17 protein-coding genes are annotated in these 18998 nt (G+C 41.4%); 10 read left to right on the forward strand and 7 right to left on the reverse strand.

Features of this window, described 5'->3' with window-relative positions:
* Window positions 1–26: 26 nt before the first annotated feature.
* Window positions 27–1676 carry a long-chain-fatty-acid--CoA ligase FadD gene (gene fadD, locus A7985_RS09265; RefSeq protein ID WP_065790191.1) on the reverse strand — a complete coding sequence of 550 codons (1650 nt, stop codon included), beginning with the start codon at window positions 1674–1676 and terminating at the stop codon, window positions 27–29.
* Window positions 1677–1794: 118 nt separating this feature from the next.
* On the reverse strand, window positions 1795–2670 hold the full coding sequence (locus A7985_RS09270) for an alpha/beta fold hydrolase (protein ID WP_081310489.1): 876 nt from the start codon (window positions 2668–2670) through the stop codon (window positions 1795–1797).
* Between the two features lie 186 nt (window positions 2671–2856).
* Between A7985_RS09270 and A7985_RS09275 the strand changes: the two genes are divergently transcribed.
* The gene (locus A7985_RS09275) at window positions 2857–4146 is read left to right on the forward strand and encodes an alkaline phosphatase (RefSeq protein ID WP_065790192.1); all 1290 of its coding nucleotides are present in this window, start codon (window positions 2857–2859) and stop codon (window positions 4144–4146) included.
* Between the two features lie 562 nt (window positions 4147–4708).
* Window positions 4709–5707: a hypothetical protein gene (locus A7985_RS09280; RefSeq protein ID WP_065790193.1), complete on the forward strand. Its 999-nt coding sequence runs from the start codon at window positions 4709–4711 to the stop codon at window positions 5705–5707.
* 389 nt (window positions 5708–6096) lie between these two features.
* Here the strand turns inward: A7985_RS09280 and A7985_RS09285 are convergent, their stop codons facing one another.
* From A7985_RS09285 to A7985_RS09305, 5 genes are all read right to left on the reverse strand, one after another.
* The gene (locus tag A7985_RS09285) at window positions 6097–8175 is read right to left on the reverse strand and encodes an EAL domain-containing protein (RefSeq protein WP_256096677.1); all 2079 of its coding nucleotides are present in this window, start codon (window positions 8173–8175) and stop codon (window positions 6097–6099) included.
* Between the two features lie 86 nt (window positions 8176–8261).
* A complete protein-coding gene (locus tag A7985_RS09290; RefSeq protein ID WP_065790194.1) occupies window positions 8262–8549 on the reverse strand; it encodes a hypothetical protein in 288 nt (95 codons plus the stop codon).
* A 40-nt stretch (window positions 8550–8589) separates the two neighbouring features.
* On the reverse strand, window positions 8590–9276 hold the full coding sequence (gene tsaB, locus A7985_RS09295; RefSeq protein ID WP_065790195.1) for a tRNA (adenosine(37)-N6)-threonylcarbamoyltransferase complex dimerization subunit type 1 TsaB: 687 nt from the start codon (window positions 9274–9276) through the stop codon (window positions 8590–8592).
* Window positions 9266–11188: an ATP-dependent DNA helicase gene (locus A7985_RS09300; protein WP_065790196.1), complete on the reverse strand. Its 1923-nt coding sequence runs from the start codon at window positions 11186–11188 to the stop codon at window positions 9266–9268. The genes tsaB and A7985_RS09300 overlap by 11 nt, the downstream gene beginning before the upstream one ends.
* Before the next feature lie 159 nt (window positions 11189–11347).
* The gene (locus A7985_RS09305) at window positions 11348–11575 is read right to left on the reverse strand and encodes a hypothetical protein (protein WP_065790197.1); all 228 of its coding nucleotides are present in this window, start codon (window positions 11573–11575) and stop codon (window positions 11348–11350) included.
* Between the two features lie 347 nt (window positions 11576–11922).
* Here A7985_RS09305 and hisG point away from each other — a divergent pair, with 347 nt between their 5' ends.
* The 8 genes from hisG to hisIE are packed head-to-tail and all read left to right on the forward strand — an operon-like array spanning window position 11923 to window position 18941.
* Window positions 11923–12822: an ATP phosphoribosyltransferase gene (hisG, locus tag A7985_RS09310; protein WP_065790198.1), complete on the forward strand. Its 900-nt coding sequence runs from the start codon at window positions 11923–11925 to the stop codon at window positions 12820–12822.
* 3 nt (window positions 12823–12825) lie between these two features.
* Window positions 12826–14121 carry a histidinol dehydrogenase gene (gene hisD / locus A7985_RS09315; RefSeq protein ID WP_065790199.1) on the forward strand — a complete coding sequence of 432 codons (1296 nt, stop codon included), beginning with the start codon at window positions 12826–12828 and terminating at the stop codon, window positions 14119–14121.
* Window positions 14121–15170, forward strand: a complete 1050-nt coding sequence (gene hisC / locus A7985_RS09320; RefSeq protein WP_065790200.1) for a histidinol-phosphate transaminase — start codon at window positions 14121–14123, stop codon at window positions 15168–15170. Before hisD ends, hisC begins: the two co-directional genes overlap by 1 nt.
* 13 nt (window positions 15171–15183) lie before the next feature.
* Window positions 15184–16245, forward strand: a complete 1062-nt coding sequence (gene hisB / locus A7985_RS09325) for a bifunctional histidinol-phosphatase/imidazoleglycerol-phosphate dehydratase HisB (RefSeq protein WP_065790201.1) — start codon at window positions 15184–15186, stop codon at window positions 16243–16245.
* Window positions 16242–16832: an imidazole glycerol phosphate synthase subunit HisH gene (gene hisH / locus A7985_RS09330; RefSeq protein WP_065790202.1), complete on the forward strand. Its 591-nt coding sequence runs from the start codon at window positions 16242–16244 to the stop codon at window positions 16830–16832. The genes hisB and hisH overlap by 4 nt, the downstream gene beginning before the upstream one ends.
* 11 nt (window positions 16833–16843) lie before the next feature.
* Entirely contained in the window at window positions 16844–17578 is a 735-nt protein-coding gene (locus A7985_RS09335) for a 1-(5-phosphoribosyl)-5-[(5-phosphoribosylamino)methylideneamino] imidazole-4-carboxamide isomerase (protein ID WP_065790482.1), read from the forward strand.
* Window positions 17560–18339, forward strand: coding sequence for an imidazole glycerol phosphate synthase subunit HisF (gene hisF, locus A7985_RS09340; RefSeq protein WP_065790203.1), 780 nt, complete (start codon window positions 17560–17562; stop codon window positions 18337–18339). The genes A7985_RS09335 and hisF overlap by 19 nt, the downstream gene beginning before the upstream one ends.
* A complete protein-coding gene (gene hisIE / locus A7985_RS09345) occupies window positions 18330–18941 on the forward strand; it encodes a bifunctional phosphoribosyl-AMP cyclohydrolase/phosphoribosyl-ATP diphosphatase HisIE (RefSeq protein ID WP_065790204.1) in 612 nt (203 codons plus the stop codon). Before hisF ends, hisIE begins: the two co-directional genes overlap by 10 nt.
* Window positions 18942–18998 lie beyond the last annotated feature (57 nt).

The following is an 18998-nucleotide window of genomic DNA, read 5'->3' on the forward strand; positions in this document are numbered from 1 at the left end:
AAAAAACCGGCTTCCGCCGGTTTCTCTTATTTTAACGCCCTACGTAGTATTTTTCCTACATTCGTCTTTGGTAATTCATCTCTGAATTCCACCATTTTCGGAACTTTGTAGTTTGTTAGATTTTCACGACAATGCGCTATTATATCTTTTTCTGACAAAGATTGGTCTTTTCTGACAACAAAAACTTTTACTTGTTCGCCACTTACTTCATGAGGCACACCAATTGCTGCGACTTCCAGTACACCATCATGGCTTGCAACGACTTCTTCAATCTCATTAGGGAAAACATTGAAACCAGATACCAAGATCATATCTTTTTTACGATCCACGATGTAAAAGAAACCTTCATCGTCGTAAGTTGCAATATCGCCTGTTGCAAACCAACCATCTTGTAAGCACTCAGCAGTTGCGTCTGGACGATTATAGTATCCCGCCATGACCTGAGGGCCTTTAACTAGCAGTTCTCCTGGCTCACCTTTTGGCGCTTCGTCACCATTCTCTAATACCACTTTTAGCTCAGTGCTTGGGGCAGGCAAACCAATCGAACCATTGTAACCATCTAAATCAAGTGGGCTGATAGTCACTAACGGCGCACACTCGGTTAACCCGTAACCTTCGAGTAAGCGAGATTTAGTCACCGCTTGCCAGCGCTCTGCAACAGGTCGTTGAACGGCCATGCCTCCCCCGAGAGAAACTTTAAGGTTTGAAAAGTCCAAGTCTGCAAAGCCATCCGTGTTGAGCAAGCCATTAAATAGCGTGTTTACACCCGTGATCACAGTAAATGGATACTTTGCTAAGTCTTTAACAAAGCCTGCCATATCTCTTGGGTTAGTAATTAGGATATTGTGACCACCATACTTCATAAACGTTAGACAGTTAGCGGTCAATGCAAAAATATGATAAAGCGGTAAAGCGGTAATAACGACTTCTTTGCCTTTATCTAGCACTTTATCTAAGCACCCTGACACCTGCTCTAAGTTTGCAACCATGTTACCATGTGTCAGCATGGCGCCTTTAGATACACCCGTTGTACCACCAGTGTATTGTAAAAAAGCAAGGTCATCTTTCGTGACTTGTGGCTTTTTATACCCATTTAGGTCAGCGGCAATCACTTGAGAAAATGGAATCGCATTAGGCAGTGTATACGCTGGTACCATCTTCTTTATTTTCTTCACAACAAAATTGACTAAGTGCTTTTTAACGCCACCGAGTAAGTCACCAATTTGCGTCAACACGATGTGCTTTACATCAGTAGCAGGTAATGCTTTTTCTAATGTGCTGGCAAAGTTTGCCAAAATAAAAATTGCTTTTGCTTCTGAATCATTAAGTTGATGCTCCAATTCTCGTACTGTGTACAAAGGGTTCACATTGACCACGGTGCAACCCGCACGCAATACACCCAGTATGGTTATTGGAGTTTGTAACAAATTAGGCATCATAACCGCGACTTTATCGCCTTTGCCTAATTTAAGTGTATTTTGTATGTAGCTTGCTACAGCTTTTGTTGCGTTATCAATTTCTTGATATGTAAGCGTTTTGCCCATATTTGAATAAGCTGGTAGTTGGGCATAATTTGTGAAACATTCGTCTATTAATTCTAGCAGCGAGTTGTAGTGTTCTGGGTCAATCGTTGCCGGCATACCTTCTGGATAGCGCTTTAGCCAGATTTTTTCCACTCTTAGCTCCTGTATTCTCGTTCTTTTTTTATACGTACCTTAAAGCAAATAAGGCTCTTAAACAATTGAGTAAATACTCTAAACCTTGGATATTCCCATATTTCTAGCAAAGTTACAATCAACAACAACTCTGCTTTTTAATGTGAGAAACAATCTCTAGTAGTATTTGTTTGGGGTTTTGCATGTGACAATGATGCCCACCAGCAACGTTGCTTACCTTAACCCTATCAAAACACGAAAGAAATTTTTTCATGTTATCACGCATTTGTGCATATCCATGTTCAGGTAAGATAAGCATAGTGTCTACTGAAATTTTATCTAATAAACTCTGCGCTTGTTCCTGATTAAATCGCATAGTAGACGGTAATTTCAGTCTCGGATCTGAAGTCAAGGCAAACTCTTCACCATTACTTTTTATACAGCGTGACATTAAAGTTTCAGCTAGCTCCTCACTGAAGTCTGATACACTCGCACGTGCTTTAATAATACTTTGCCGGTCTGAAAACCACCTAGTATTTTGCTCAGACAACCTCTCTCGTTCATTAAACGCCTTCAACAAGTTTTGCTTTGCACTTTTTGAACTTTGATAAACAAGGCCAATCCCATCAATCAAACTCAAAGACTGTACCTTATCAGGGTATAGGCTGGTTAACAAATTTGCGATAAGGCCCCCCATCGAGTGGCCTACAAAATGCGCTTTGTCTAGGTTAGCCACTTTCATAAAACGCAGCACATCATAGACATATTCCACGAAATAATATGAGGCATCTTGGGACTTCCAAGCTGACTGGCCATGGCCAGGCAGATCTAACAAGTACCATGTAAATTTGTCTTTATCCTCATTAGTGAGTTCGTTGGCAAGTGGCTTAAAACTATTGCTATTGTCTAGCCATCCGTGAAGGCAAATTACGGCTTCATTCCCACTGCCAACCTGTTGCCAAGCAAAGCCACCTTCTAAAAAGTCTTTCATCTCATTTTTTTTATTAATCAACATTTAAAGATATTCATCACAACCACATTTCGATATGATCATACGCGATAAAATCAGAGCGTTTAAGCCAATTATTAATATTTGTTATCACATTTCAATATACTTATCTGACGTGTGCGCTTATCTGCTTGATACATACATGTATTAAACAACGCTTACAATCAAACACGGGAAATCGAAGGACAAACTATGTCACGCAAATTATCGGCTGTTGCAGCGGCAATCTCCTTATTAAGCAGTAGCCAACTCATCGCGGCACCAAAAAACATCATCTACATGATTGGAGATGGAATGGGGCCTGCGTATACCACTGCATATAGATATTACAAAGACGACAAAACAACCAAAACAGTAGAACCAACGGTTTTTGACTCGATACTTGTCGGTATGGCACACACCTACCCTGATGACAACACGGTTGTAACGGATAGTGCAGCGGGTGCCACAGCGCTTAGCACAGCAACCAAAAGTTATAACGGTGCCATTGCAGTAGATACAAAAAAGAAGCCACTGAAAACCATGCTTCAAATGGCCAAAGAACAAGGTAAAACAACGGCGCTAGTTGCTACTTCGCAAATTAACCACGCAACACCTGCGAGCTTTGCCGCTCACAATGAATCTCGTCGAAACTACGATGAGATTGCGAATGACTATATTGATGTAAAAGTAAATGGGAAATTACCTGTAGATTTAATGCTTGGTGGCGGTACCAAGTACTTTATTCGTGAAGACAGAAATTTGGTTTCTGAGTTTAAACAGTCAGGTTATCAATATATTGATAACCTGACTGCACTCAATAAAATTGACGCAATACCTGCGATTGGTTTATTTGCCGAGAAAGGCATGCCTTATGCTATCGATCAGCACCCGCAAAGACTGGCAAAAATGACGGAAAAGGCCCTCTCTTTACTTGATAGAGATAACAACAAAAAAGGCTTTTTCATTATGATTGAAGGCAGCCAAATTGACTGGTGTGGTCACGCGAATGACATTGCATGCGCAATGAAGGAAATGGATGACTTTGCAAAATCTATCTCTATAGCTAAAGCGTACGTTAATAAAAACCCAGATACGTTATTAGTTATAACAGCTGATCACTCCACTGGGGGTTTAACACTTGGCGCAGATGGTGATTACCGTTGGGAGAGAGATGTTGTGACAGGTGTAAAAGCCTCTGTCAAGTCGATTGTCAAAACGCTAAAAGACAGTAAAAACCCAAAACACGACTGGGAAAAACTAACTGGCTTAGACTTTACACCAGAAGTTAAGAAAGCGCTTACTGACGCCCAAAACGATGAGAAAGCGCTATTCTCTGTCATAAACAATTTTATCAACGAAGCGAGCTTTACTGGCTGGACAACAGGTGGGCACACTGCCATAGATGTTCAAGTCTTTGCACATGGTCAAGGCAGAGAGCTATTCATCGGTTCACAAAACAACACACAAATTGCCGAAAAAATCATTTCTTTTATAGAGTAATTTCATAAGGGCCATAATGTTTGGCCCTTCGTCCATCACTTTTATTTAAAAACCCTGCTACACCGCAACCCACGTAGAGTTATGATCCCCACGATTAAATTAGCGATTGTTATGACCTAAGTAGTATGGATGCAAAATTGATTGCTTTACAGAATACGTATATCTAAGCAATTTTGCTGGCCCGTAAAAGGTACATAGGCCTCAATACTCGAACATACCTTCAGCCGCACTTCCCTCTTTGAACACACTCGACTGTTGATTTCACATTTACTATGACCAATTAATTTATTCATAATTTCAGCATAAACACATCATGTAGTAAAAAAGCATTATTGTATATTGAATACTATTTAAACTCATTTCAGTATATGTATAAATTCATATCAGGTTACAAATTGAGCTGAATTTAAATAATTTATTTATATTTTAATGCCGAAAAAATGGGTAGCTTATTCATTGAGCAGAAAAATTAACTGCTTAAAAGCTCGCAAGGAAATTTGTGATATTGCGAGTTCGGAAAATTCTGCATGAGCAGAAGTACAAAAGGTTTAAAGGATATAAAATGAAAACAATATTAAAAACACTTGCAGTTGCATGCGCATTATCTACTTCAGCTGGCGTTATGGCCAATAACCTAGATTCAGAACAACAACGCTACGTGTATGACATCCAAGAGATTGGTGCAGATCAACAAGCAAACTTTGCGACACCACAGGCGTTCATTACTACTGAATTAGTTCGTGGTTGGATCCTTGATGGAGCAAAAAGTGCAATTAAAGGAGGCGTCAAAGACTTCTTAAAAGGCATGTTGTTTGGAAGTGAGCCTACTGGCCCTCAGATTGTTCGATTACACGAAGAAGATTTACAAAGAATTGAACAACTGGTTTCTGGTGTTGTTATCACAGATGCCGTTTATTCACTTAAAAGTGACCTAGCTGCATTTGGAACAACTTTTGATTATTACCAAGACTCGCTTAATGGAACCAACTTTGATTCAGCAATTCTTGCATCACTACTGCAGTATGTAAACTCTTTACAGCATCACAGAGCTTATGACGCAAATTACAATTCGAACGCTTATGCGCTTACCACTTCGTATTCTACAATGGCGACATTAAACTTGGCCGTACTTACAGAACGTCACGTAAAAGGTTTTCTCAGTGCCAGCTACGTAAAATACCAAGCAGGTTTAATGGCAGATAAACTGAGTCAATTAGGAAACCTTGTGAACACTCGCGCGGCAAGGTTGGGTGGGGTAAGAATGATTGGTAGTCGTTGTTGGGATATTCGTGACTTTTCAGAACTTAAAAGCACGGAACTTCACACAGACCAAATCGCCGACTACAGTGACGCAGAAAACATGCCAATGGCGCCTCTAGATTGCATATATATTGCTAGCTTTCCAGGAAAGTCGAGCCGCTTTTTCAATGCATCACAAATGGGAGACATTCATGCGGAAGAGGCCGCTTATGAATGGTTAATGCAAACGCGTGCTGAATACCGCACAGAAATCAAAGGTGCAGATTTCGACGAAGTCGTATCAAAACTAAGAAGTTTATAATTCTAACAGCAAATTAATTGCCAAGCTGGCTCACTCGTAGCCAGCTTTTATTATGTAGAAAATATACTAAGTTACTTCAGTATAAAAGCTGACTTAAAATACACCGTTGTTTATTATCAACCTTGATCTTTTTACCGACCCATATGTCATCTCGTCCGTTAAAACTTTTTATAAGCTGGCACCTACTTTATATCAAGCATACTCAACATGGTTGTGTAACATCTTTACTGACATACAGATAGGAAGTTGTAATTCAGCATTAACGCGTACTCATGCGTCACAAGTGAACAATGAAGCGCTACTTAATCTGTTTACTGAGAAATGGATCGTTGTTTGGGCTTTGAGGATAAGTTTTTTGTGTTTTGCTAATTTTGCTCTACTTAGATTGGCTATTCAGTGCTTGTTTCTCGATCAGCAGCCGTTTTTTGCTCTGTTTTAAGATCTTCACTGGCACCTTTAGTCATGTAAAGATAAATAGCCTCTTCTACTGGCATCGCCTTGAAATACAAAAAACCCTGCACACAATCAATGTGAGACTGTTTAACAACTTGCTCTTCATCTGTGGTTTCGACACCTTCCGCTACCAATTTAAAACCAAGCTTTGAAATCATTTCAGAGAGGTTGGTGTACAAAGAGATGGATTTACTGTTAAGTTGCTCTGGTAGCAAACTTCTATCTAGTTTTATAGTCGAAATGTTTAACTTGGATAAAACAGACAAGCACGAATAACCTGTTCCAAAGTCATCCATAGCGCAATCAATTTTATTTTTCTTTAATGAATCGACAACAGAGACGGTCTGATTAAAATCCTCAATATAGCTAGACTCAAGTAATTCAACTTCGACTTGCCCAGGGAACTTCGAAAAAGCTTTGATTATGCGGCGATGCCCGCTTGTTAGCAGATTTTTGGGAGAAATATTAAAACTGACTTTTGGATGTAGTCCTAGTTTTGAAAACTGCTCCAAGTCAATTTCAAGCTGATCGATAACATAGTTATCAATAATATGAAGCAAATTATGCTGCTCTAATGTTTCTAAAAACCAAGGGCCTGAAATAGAGCCATCTTTATTCGTCAGTCTAAGTAGTGCCTCGAACCCGACCACTTGTTTATTATAAGGATTAATCTTAGGTTGATAAAATAAAGTCAATGCACCTTGATTCAACGCTTCTGTTACTTCCTTTAAGCTGTGTGCATTTATTTGTTCTTTTCTTTGCGTGGCACTATATGACCCCTCAGCCCCCTCCTCAATTAATCGACCGGCAGTGTATCGCTTCATAAGCACGTCAAGCGCTTTACCTGATAAATTATTATCTCGATTAGCTTTAAGAAAAGGAAAATATATTAGCGCATTAGATAGTACTAAAAATAATTGTAAAAATATCCCTCTTACACTTTCAGTTAAGAGCCAACCATTAATGAATATAGGTGTAAACCAGGGGATTTCATCCACATACTGAATGGTTACAAAACCAGAATAAAACGCAAAATATGCGATGCTTGCATTTATTAATGGACAAAGTAAAAACGGTAATAATATATACGGGTTAAAGACAATAGGTAGCGCATAAATCATTACTTCACTGATGTTAAACAACGCTAATGGGGAAGAAATAGCGGCAATTCGCCTTTCATGCTGTCCTTTTTTTAGAAAAAGAGCAGCGACAATTAGCCCCCAAATACACCCTGTTCCTCCTAAAATCACAAAGCCCGTAAAAAAGTTATAACTAATTAAATCAGGTAGAACATAATAGCTAGTTAATTCGCTTGAAACTAATATATGGTATGTATTATCCCCATGAACACCAATAAACCAAAGTAAGTGTGCAATAAGAAGCTGCATTGAGAGCTTTTCAAAAACATTCCAATGGGGGTTTAATGACCTTAAGGCCTCAACTGCAGACTCTGCAAGCAAATCGATATATGGAAACAGAAGTAAAACGAAACTGGTTACAATCAGGTATGGCAATATCAAATTAAGATGTTTTCTCAAAAACAAACTGATTGAACTAACACCAACTAAGCGAAAAATTTTTAACCTTTCAAGGTATGAAAGAAAGTAACAACATACCACAGGCATCAGCAGCGAATATAGCGCACCCATACGATGATTAATCGCTAGTTCATTACCTGAAATAGTGATGTAGCCTGTTGTTGCCGTAAAACATGTAAAAACTAAAATCGGGCTGGCAATGGTGTGTACTTTTAAGTTCTTTGAAAGGTAATAACTAAACGACATCAAGGTTAAAACAGGAAAAATACCCCACACTAGTGTGTTAAAGTCTTCCAAAAATTGATGCTCTACCCCTTTCATGGAAATATTTAACCATTGATTTATGAGGGTGATTACTGAAGCGACAATAAAAAAAGGAATTAAAGCAATATACCCTTCCCGCAGCGAAAGTATTACGGTATTTGAAGATATTTTAAACGCATATTGATTAAATTTACTTAGCAATGCTTTTGTCACAACTAGGTTTTTCTTTTTACATTACCCCAATAAATTCAGAATACAATCGCTTCTTGGATTTTTTTACTGAAAATTATTCACGCACTTTATGCGTATACGTCTACGCCTATTAGGGATTGAACTTCTGACCGTCTGACTTGATTTTGAACTGACGAATATGCTTGAAGTGCTTTGTTTGAATTGAAGTCCGGCTGGTCGTAGATCACGTCTCTTTTATCCTGCTGAAACCGTTCAGCTAACTGGAGTCCTTCTGGACTAAACTTGATCTCACTGGTGGGTTTAGACTCAGCAGGGCGCGATTCAATCGGATTCTTAACGCGTTTTGAATCTAACTGATATGTATGCTGATTTTGAACTAATTGATTAATTCTCATTAGTCGCGCCCAATTTTGTGCCTAATTTAAGGATAGAGGGTTATTCTCTACCTGGCAACTTTTTCCAAGTTACTGTATCTCTGACATAGTGAGGCTGTGCGTCTTGTGCACCCACTGTTTCACCACTTTCGAATGCTTTATCACCCAAGGCCAGCATATACTCTGCACTTGGAAGTGTAATGTCTTCAATTACTTTCAATGACAGCTTGTGAGCTGTATCTGCATAACTTTGCCAACCGGTACCCACTGCCGACATCCCGCTAAAGTCCCCTTCAATAAGGTCTGGCTTGACAACAATTTCGTCTCTTTTGGCGCTCGCATTACCATTATCATCTTTAATAAAATGACCTAAGTACACTTCACCCATTCTGGCGTCAATTGCACTTATTACTTCATCACACTCACTTGAACACATGGCCTGCTGGGCCATCGCTTGCAAGGTTGAAACCCCAGATAATTTTAAGTTTGCTGAGTATGCAAGACCCTGTGCTACAGCAACACCGATCCGAACGCCTGTGAAACTACCTGGGCCACGGCCATATACAATGCCATCCAATTCTTTTAACGTGCAATTGGCTTGTGCCAATAAAGACTCTACAAGAGGAAGGATCTTCTGGCTATGTTGTTGTGGGCACTCTTCAAAATGAGTAAAAGTTTTGCCTCTAAAATGAAGCGCAAGGCTCAAAGCTTCAGTTGAAGCATCTATGGCTAGCAAATTATGTTTCATGTTTATCGATATTCTCTAAAAAGTTTAAGGCCTTGTCTAAATCTCGTGTGCGAGTCATGTTAGGAAGGCTCTTAATAAACGTTTCGCCGTATTTTCTCGTAACTAGACGATTATCGCAAATAATCAATACACCTTTATCACTTTGGTCACGAATTAGTCGTCCTACACCTTGTTTCAACGCGATTACGGCTTGCGGTAGCTGAATGTCTTCGAAAGGTTCTTTACCGCTAATCTCCGCGTCCTTCATTTTAGCCTGCAGTAAAGGATCATCCGGAGAAGCAAACGGTAATTTATCAATAACAACACAGCTTAGCGCATCCCCTCTTACATCTACTCCTTCCCAAAATGAAGCCGTGCCGAGCAAAACAGCATTACCATGCCTTACAAATTGTTCGAGGATTATACGCTTTGAAGACTGCCCTTGCATAAATACAGGATATTCTGTTGCGGTGCTAATTCCCTCGTAAACGAGGTGCATCACCCGGTAACTGGTGAAAAGTAAGAACGTTCTCCCCTGCGCTGCTTTAATGACCGACTTTGCAATTTTTACTAAAGAATGAGGCATTAACTCATCTTTTGTCTCTGGCAAATACCTTGGTAAACACAACAAAGCCTGTTTCTGATAGTCAAATGGGCTGTCAACAATTTTGTGAAAGTCAGGCTTGAGTCCTAAACTCGCATTGAAATGAGTTAGGCTGTTATCCACCGACAATGTAGCCGATGTAAACACGAACCCGGCTTCCGTCTTTGTTACGAGTTCTTGAAAACGTCTTGAAACATCCAGAGGTGTAATATGCACCGTGACGAATCGTCTTGTCGTTTCGAACCAATAACTGTAACCAGTTTGTGTGACTTCAAATGCCCTTTCTAACTGGCCTTTGAACGCTAAAACTCGCTCGAATGGGTGTTCAATCTTTTCGCTTCTATCCAGACAAAGCTTCAAAACTTTATATAAAAAGTCCAAATTACTGATAACCCGGTGAAGCGCTTCACAAATCACTTTGTCTTGTAAGGCCTCTCGCCAATCGCCACGCGCACCGTCTGCGCCAAACACGAGTCTCATATCAGCGATACTCGTAGTCAGCTTATTTAGTGTTTTGCCCAGCTGTAACATATCTGGAATGTCACTGAGATAAATCACCCGAATATCATTAACCAGATCTTGCAATTGCTTGGTACTAATTGTTTCGCCAAAATAGTCACTCGCGATTTCATTAACCTGATGCGCTTCGTCGAATACGTATGTATCCGCTGTTGGCATAAGTTCCGCAAACCCCGAATCTTTGACCGCCATATCAGCAAAAAATAAGTGGTGATTTATCACAACTAAGTCAGCTTCCATTGCTTTGAGCCGAGCCTTCCTTATGTAACACTCTGAAAAGTCTGGGCACTCTTTACCTAAGCAATTATCTGCTGTTGAGCTCACATAAGGAAGTACCTTTGCATCTTCTTCTATACCCACACAATCTGCCAAGTCGCCGCTTTGCGTTTCAGTCGCAAATTTTGCAACCATCGCAAGTTGATGCATTACATCAGGGTCGTCGGTTGGCACGTGAGCCACATGCTGATTTAGGCGGTATGTACATAAATAATTTGCGCGACCTTTGAGTAAAGCCGTCTTTTTGCCCTTTTGGAGTGCTTTAACCAAGCTAGGTAAGTCACGATGGTATAGCTGCTCTTGTAGCGCTTTAGACCCTGTAGAAATCACGACTTTATTATTATTAGTCAAAGCTGGCACTAGGTATGCGAAAGTTTTACCTGTACCCGTACCGGCCTCTACTACACATTGACCACCATTTTTGACAATGCCGTCAATTGCGACTGCCATTTCGATTTGCGGCAGTCTAGGCTTGTAACCCTTAAAGTGTTGAGCAAGGGGCCCGGAGGATGAGAAATACTGTTCTATTGACAAGGATAACGCTAGCTCGGCTTGATAAGTTGCGCAATTTTAATTTTAAATCCACCAATGAGCAAGCAACACCATGGAACTAGTTGCATTGTCACCCTAATAACAATGTTATTAGTCTATTGGCGCACTGACGCTACAGTCTTGTATCCTTGTACATTAACTTTAAGCCCATGTGTCCAGATGCTCCTGTTCATCTGACTCTTTTTTATCCTCCTCGTCATTAGCAGGTAAATCTCGTTTGTCTTTCAACTCACTGTCGATTTGATTAGCTGCGGATTTCCCTTTGATCTTTTCCGCTTTATTGTCCAACACGCCTACAATCTTAAACGGGCCATTGTGTGCAACTTTTAATCTAACGATAGGTGCCATATATGGTTTAAAAACATCCATATAGATTCTCCCCCTCTATAGAAGTGATTGACCTATATACTTATTATCGGCTGATATATTTTATTCTTTAATTAACACAAAAAAGTGCTTGCGCTTTTTACCGGTTTCATGATTATCTATAAAAAGTTAATCGAATTACATAAAAATTTTACATCACAGGTAACACTATGCTTTTAAATCTGACAGCTGTACATCATCACCATCATACATCGGGATAGCCTGTCAGGTATTTCGCTGGTGGGTTATTCCTAAAAGGAACCTCCGGCGAACCAAGTAACAAGTTCAAATTTATTTTCGCCCTGAGGTTCCCTCGGGGTTTTTAGTTTTTAATATTAGGAAAATAAATTATGAATACTTCAACGCGCTTACGTATCGCAATCCAAAAATCAGGACGCTTATCAAAAGATTGCCAGTCGCTTTTAAAACAACTTGGCATCAAACTCAATTTACGTGAACAACGTTTAATCGCACACTCAACCAACATGCCAATTGATGTCCTTCGCGTAAGAGACGACGATATTCCAGGCCTTGTAATGGACGGCGTATGTGATCTTGGCATTGTTGGTGAAAACGTTTTAGTTGAGACACAAGCTGAGCGCGAACGAGTGGGCCAGCCAAATGCCGTTAGAAAGTTATCTAAACTGGATTTTGGGTACTGCAGACTAGCACTTGCATGGCCACAAGAGCTTGGGCAACAATCCAAAGACTGGTTCAATGGCAAACGTATCGCCACAACTTACCCTGAGATCCTCAAGCAATACCTAGCTTCTGAAAATATTGATGCAAGTGTTGTGATGCTTACGGGCTCAGTTGAAGTTGCACCTCGTGCAGGGTTGGCAGATGCCATCTGCGACTTAGTTTCAACGGGAGCCACTTTAGAAGCTAACGGTTTAATGCAAGGTGAGACGATATTGGAGTCCAACGCCTGTCTTATCCAAAATGCAAACTTAAATGACGATGCCAAGTTGTCACTCATTAACAAGTTACTTCCTAGGCTCAAAGGCGTTAAACAAGCAAAAGAAAGTAAATACATCATGCTACACGCACCCAAAGCGAAGCTGGACGAAGTCTGTGAGCTATTACCTGGCACCGGTCAGCCAACGTTATTAGCCCTTGCCGGTAGTGAAGATTATGTCGCTCTTCACATGGTCAGTAGTGAAACATTATTTTGGGAAACAATGGAAGAGCTTAAAAGCCTTGGTGCAAATTCCATCCTTGTCATGCCAATTGAAAAAATGATGGAGTAACCCATGCTGGTTTGGAATGAGTTGGACAGCCAAGCACAAACAGCAGCCCTGACACGCCCTGCTATTAGTGCAGGTGTGGAAGTTCAAGCTGCTGTAGAACGCATTATTGCTAAGGTAGAAACAAGCGGAGACGCGGCACTATTAGAGCTTGCGAGTCAGTTCGATGGCAGAGTTTCTCCTCGCCTACGCGTACCAAGTATTGAGGTTGAACAAAGCGAGCAAACGCTTAGCAGTGAGTTGAAAAACGCGATAGATCAAGCGTATGACAACATAAAGAAGTTTCATGCGTTGCAGCTGCCTCAAACAAAACAACTAGAAACTCAGCCCGGTGTATCATGTGAATTGCGTTTCCAAGCAATTGACGCTATTGGGATCTATGTTCCAGGAGGAAGCGCGCCACTTCCTTCTTCGGTGTTAATGCAAGGTGTCTGCGCGCAATTGAGTGGTGCAAGTACTGTAGTGCTCGCAACTCCAGTAAAAGGGAGTGAAACCATTCACCCTGCAATTTTGTACGCTGCTAAAAAGTGTGGCATTACGACCGTTATCGAAAGCGGTGGTGCAGGAATCATTGCGGCGATGGCTATGGGCACAGAGTCAGTACCAAAAGTAAGCAAAGTATTTGGTCCCGGAAATGCGTATGTCACCATGGCAAAGCAACTTTTATCTCAATCCGTACCAGGCTTTGCCATAGATATGCCAGCAGGCCCTTCCGAAGTGCTTGTCATCGCAGATAAAACGGCTAATCCAGCATTTGCAGCCGCTGACCTATTGTCACAAGCCGAGCACGGTGCAGATTCACAGGTTTTGTTACTGAGTGATGACGTGTCATTTATTAATGAAGTAAATGCCGAAATCGACCGCCAACTCGCTTCGCTTAGTCGCGCAGATATCGCTAAACAGGCAATGCAGAACAGTTCTTTGATACTAGTTAACTCTATTGAACAAGCATTTGAGCTATCAGCTGAATATGGTCCTGAGCACCTCATCTTGCAATGTAAAGATGCATACGCCGAGCTTGGCAAAGTTAAAAATGCGGGCTCTGTGTTTGTTGGCGACTATACACCAGAATCTGCGGGGGATTATGCATCGGGCACTAATCACGTACTACCTACTTATGGTTACAGCAAGACCTATTCAAGTCTAAACCTGATGGACTTTTTTAGAACCTACACAGTTCAAACGATAACAAAGCAGGGTTTAACTGAACTAAGTAACGCGATTTTGCCTCTGGCGCAAGCAGAGGGTTTAGATGCACACGCAAACGCCGTAGCGATTAGATTAAATACTGGAAAAAACTGATGTCAGAATCATTGTTACCAAAGAATATCGCAGAGCTAAAAGCATACAGCTCTGCAAAAAGCGAAAAGCTGACTGGCACAACATGGCTTAATGCAAATGAAAGCCCTTACGCTAAAGAGTTTCAGCTCCGTTTGGACAATCTCAATAGGTACCCAGAGCCACAGCCTGAAAATGTAATTAATGCATATTGTAATTACGCAAAGTTGAACGCTGAGCAAGTATTAATGACAAGGGGTGCCGATGAAGGGATCGAGCTTTTAATGCGCACCTACTGTGAGTCGGGCAAAGATAGTATCGCACTTTTTGCACCTACCTATGGCATGTATAAGGTGTCTGCCGATACACAAAACATCGCAATTAACGAACTCAGTCAGTCACTGCTACTTGAAGCAAATGTGTCTGAGATTTGTGATTGTGTTGGTGATGCCAAATTAGTGTTTGTTTGTAACCCAAATAACCCCACAGGCAGTTTAACCCCTGTTAGCAAAATAGCCGCTTTGGCTAAATCTCTTGCTGGCAAAGCGATAGTTGTCGTAGACGAAGCATATATTGAATTTTGCCCTGAACAGAGTGCAGTGTCACTTTTACAAGACTTTGATAATGTCGCGGTGCTAAGAACGCTCTCTAAAGCGTTTGCATTAGCAGGGTTGCGTACTGGTTTTTTATTAGCCAATGCAAACCTTTTAGCAGCGGTCAGAAAGGTCATCGCGCCCTACCCTGTATCTACAGCAGTAGCAATGATTGCTGAGCAAGCACTGAGTTCAGACGCGGTAACTCAAATGCGTCGTCAAGTGTCAATCTTAAATGGTAATAAAGCCAGACTAGAAACACTGCTAAACGAGTCACCAAAGGTCTCTCAAGTCCTCAGCGGCGAGGGAAACTTTGTCACTTTGCAACTACGAAATAAAGATGACATCGATGCAGCTATGCAACAAGGAACCATTATGCGTCCATTCACCTTATATGGTGATGATAATTGGCTACGCATCTCCATAGGTAATGAACAAGAATTAGAGCAAGTCAGACTCTGGCTTGAGCAACCAGAGTAAGTAAGGAAGTATCATGAGCACGCCGTATCTATTTATAGACCGAGATGGCACCTTGATTGAGGAGCCAGTGACAGACAAGCAAGTAGACAGTTTAGAAAAATTGGCATTACTGCCTGATGTTATTCCAGCCATGCTTGCATTACAAAATGCCGGCTACAAATTAGTCATGGTTTCGAACCAAGATGGCCTAGGCACAGCAAGTTTCCCGGAGGAGGATTTCGCAGCCCCCCACAATATGATGATGGGTATATTTACCTCCCAAGGTATCAAGTTTGATGAAGTGCTTATATGCCCTCACTTTGATGAAGATCAGTGTGACTGTCGCAAGCCAAAAACAGGTTTATTAACAAATATCATGCGCTCTGGAAAAGTCGACTTGTCACGTTCTTTTGTCATAGGCGACCGCCAGACTGATATTGAGCTCGCTAAAAACCTTTGCATTGAAGGTATTTTGTATGAGAACAATTGGCCACAGATTGTCACTAAGCTGACAACACAAAATCGCGAAGCACAGATAATCAGAAACACAAAAGAGACCCAAATATCAGTTGCTGCGAACTTAGATCAAAGCGCTAACGGCGAAATAAGCACAGGCCTTGGCTTTTTTGACCACATGCTTGATCAGATCAGAACACATGCGAACATTGGCCTTGAAGTCAAAGCCAGCGGCGACTTGCACATAGACGAACACCACCTAGTTGAAGATGTAGGTATCGCGCTTGGACAAGTCATAAAACGAGCACTAGGTACGAAATCACAAATAGCTCGCTATGGCTTCGCACTTCCCATGGATGAATGTAAAGCAGAGTGCCAGCTCGACTTGTCAGGTCGTGCTTCATTTGTACTAAATGCAGACTTTAGCCGAAATATGGTCGGTGATTTAGATGTACAAATGGTTGAACACTTTTTTAAATCGCTCGCAGATAATGCCCAAATCAGCCTAATTTTAAGCGTATCCGAGGGAAACTGTCACCACCAAGTTGAAGGGTTGTTTAAAGCATTCTCACGGGCACTCAGAATGGCAATAGCAAAAGATGCTACACAACAAACAGCGAGTTCTAAGGGGTGCTTATGATCGCAATTATTAATACTGGCTGTGCAAATATCAACTCCGTGAGGTTCGCATTTGAACGCTTAGGTGTAACGCCAGAAATCGTTTCTAACCCCGAACAGTTAAACGGATTTGACCGTGTAATTTTACCAGGTGTGGGTCACGCAAATGTCGCCATGAAACGCCTAATTGAAAAAGGCTGGAAAGAAGCGATTGCCCAATATGAAAGGCCTCTTTTGGGCATATGTCTCGGCATGCAGCTGCTATGTGATTACAGTGACGAGGGCCAAATTGATGGACTTGGCATGATAAGCGGACAAATTACACAGTTGCAAACTGGCAAACTGACGAGCCCTCACATGGGCTGGAATACTATCCAGCCTATTGGCGAGCACCCCCTACTTAAAAACATTGATGAAAACGATCAGGTGTATTTTGTTCACAGTTTCGCACATACAGTTAATGAGTCGACGCTCGCTCAATGCGAACATGGCCAAGCATTTTCTGCGATCGTTGCAAAAGACAACTACGCAGGTATGCAGTTTCACCCAGAAAAAAGCGCCAAAGTCGGTGCGAAACTCTTAAATAACTTTATGCAATGGCAAGTTTAAAAGGACAAGAAATGATTATTCCCGCTTTAGATGTTTTAGATAGCCAGATCGTCCGCCTATATCAAGGTAAATACGATACGGCTCAATTTTACCCTTTTGACTTGCAAACAAGACTGCATGAGTATCAAGACTCGGGTGCAATAAAGTTGCACTTGGTTGATCTGGAAGGCGCAAGGGACCCAAACAAAAAGCAATGGCTTCAAATACAAGGCGCAACAAGCCAGTTGAACACGCCTTACCAAGTAGGCGGCGGCATCCGCTCATACGAAGATATAAAACAATGGCTAAAAGCAGGTGCCGGACAGGTTGTCATAGGCTCACTAGCCGTTGACCAAAAAGAACAACTAGCACAGTGGATAGAAGAGTTTGGTCCTGAGCGATTTGTTATTGCGCTGGATGTCAATAAAACTGAAAACGGCTGGTCGGTAGCGACCCATGGCTGGTTAAGTGACTCCGCTGTCTCATTGTTTGAGCTCATTGATTTTTATATTCAAATTGGTGTCTATGACTTTTTATGTACCGACATTAGCAAAGACGGCACAATGACTGGCCCCTCTTTTGAACTCTATGAGCAAATTGTTCAACACAATCCTGCTGCAAAAGTACAAGCATCCGGTGGTGTTAGTTCATTAGAAGACATAAAGCGCTTGGTCAAAATTGGCGTCAGCGGCATTATTTTAGGTAAATCATTACTAGACGGTGCGTTTACTGTTGAGGAGGCAATCGCATGTTATCGAAGCGAATAATCCCGTGCCTAGACGTAAAAGGCGGTCAAGTTGTAAAAGGCGTCAAGTTCAAACAGCATGAAGTTGTTGGTGACATAATCGAGCTATCTAAACTCTACAGTGAGCAAGGTGCCGATGAATTAGTGTTTTACGAAATTAGTGCAAGTGTCGAAAAAAGGTTGCTTGATTTAAATTGGGTGAGGGATATTGCGAGAAATATTGATATTCCCTTTTGTGTTGCAGGTGGTATTAAGTCTGTTGAAGATGCAGCAAAAGTGTTGGAACAAGGTGCTGATAAAATCTCAATCAATAGCCCTGCTATCGCGCGTCCAGAGCTTATAAAAGAATTACACGACGAGTTTGGAAAACAATGCGTGGTAGTAGGCATTGATAGCTTTTATGATGCAAAAAGTGGGGAATACTTAGTCTACCAACTCACAGGTGATCCAAACGCATCCAGCCAAACACGCTACAAAACGCAAGAGTGGGTTACTAAAGTGCAAGAGTTGGGAGCGGGTGAAATTGTATTGAATTGCATGAACCAAGATGGCGTGCGTAAAGGCTATGATTTACAGCAGCTACAAGAGATGAGAGCGCTTTGTGATATTCCACTTATTGCATCGGGCGGCGCAGGAAAAATAGAGGATTTCGCTGATGTATTCAATCAAGCGAATGTAGATGGCGCGCTCGCAGCAAGTGTCTTTCACAAGCAAGTAATCCAGATCCCTAAGTTAAAACAATATTTAGTAAACAATAAGGTAGCGACAAGACTATGCAGCTAACTCCATCAAACATTGACGCTGTCGATTTCGATAAAGCAGAACTTATTCCCGCAATCGTGCAAGATTACGCCACGGGTGTGATATTGATGCAAGGTTTTATGAATAAAGAGGCATTGCAAACGACCTTCGAAAAAGGGCTCGTAACATTCTACTCGCGGTCTAAATCTAGGTTGTGGACAAAAGGTGAATCATCTAACAATGTCTTGAGTTTAATTGAAGCACATACGGATTGCGACTTTGACAGTATCCTTTTACTTGTTACCCCACAAGGTCCAACTTGTCATTTAGGTACACAAAGCTGCTTTGCGGATGCCAAGCCCGAGCTTGCATTTTTGGGCACGCTCGAAAAGGTCATATCAGAACGTAAAAACGCGGACCCTAGCGAAAGTTATACGGCTTCACTGTTTGCCAAAGATTTGAGTCGCAGCTGCCAGAAAGTCGGTGAAGAAGGCGTTGAAGTTGCGCTGGCCGCTATGAAGCATGACAAAGAGGAATTGCTTAACGAATCAGCGGATTTAATTTACCACTTGTTAGTACTTTTACAACGTAGTGAGATCAGTTTATCGCAAGTTGTCGATACATTGGCCAAAAGGCACCAATAACCTACCTCACAAGAAATGACCATGGTATGCTAAGGGAAAATTCGAAAAGGAAGCTGC

It is taken from the genome of Pseudoalteromonas luteoviolacea (genome assembly GCF_001696455.1).
GTDB classification, from domain to species: domain Bacteria; phylum Pseudomonadota; class Gammaproteobacteria; order Enterobacterales; family Alteromonadaceae; genus Pseudoalteromonas; species Pseudoalteromonas luteoviolacea_C.

Bases quoted from the DNA above. Each gene is read 5' to 3' on its own strand.
- hisIE (WP_065790204.1), top strand. From the start codon at position 18,330: ATGCAGCTAACTCCATCAAACATTGACGCTGTCGATTTCGATAAAGCA.
- A7985_RS09270 (WP_081310489.1), bottom strand. From the start codon at position 2,670: ATGTTGATTAATAAAAAAAATGAGATGAAAGACTTTTTAGAAGGTGGC.
- hisD (WP_065790199.1), top strand. From the start codon at position 12,826: ATGCTGGTTTGGAATGAGTTGGACAGCCAAGCACAAACAGCAGCCCTG.
- hisG (WP_065790198.1), top strand. From the start codon at position 11,923: ATGAATACTTCAACGCGCTTACGTATCGCAATCCAAAAATCAGGACGC.
- A7985_RS09335 (WP_065790482.1), top strand. From the start codon at position 16,844: ATGATTATTCCCGCTTTAGATGTTTTAGATAGCCAGATCGTCCGCCTA.
- hisC (WP_065790200.1), top strand. From the start codon at position 14,121: ATGTCAGAATCATTGTTACCAAAGAATATCGCAGAGCTAAAAGCATAC.
- tsaB (WP_065790195.1), bottom strand. From the start codon at position 9,276: ATGAAACATAATTTGCTAGCCATAGATGCTTCAACTGAAGCTTTGAGC.
- A7985_RS09305 (WP_065790197.1), bottom strand. From the start codon at position 11,575: ATGGATGTTTTTAAACCATATATGGCACCTATCGTTAGATTAAAAGTT.
- A7985_RS09275 (WP_065790192.1), top strand. From the start codon at position 2,857: ATGTCACGCAAATTATCGGCTGTTGCAGCGGCAATCTCCTTATTAAGC.
- hisH (WP_065790202.1), top strand. From the start codon at position 16,242: ATGATCGCAATTATTAATACTGGCTGTGCAAATATCAACTCCGTGAGG.
- hisF (WP_065790203.1), top strand. From the start codon at position 17,560: ATGTTATCGAAGCGAATAATCCCGTGCCTAGACGTAAAAGGCGGTCAA.
- A7985_RS09280 (WP_065790193.1), top strand. From the start codon at position 4,709: ATGAAAACAATATTAAAAACACTTGCAGTTGCATGCGCATTATCTACT.
- A7985_RS09290 (WP_065790194.1), bottom strand. From the start codon at position 8,549: ATGAGAATTAATCAATTAGTTCAAAATCAGCATACATATCAGTTAGAT.
- hisB (WP_065790201.1), top strand. From the start codon at position 15,184: ATGAGCACGCCGTATCTATTTATAGACCGAGATGGCACCTTGATTGAG.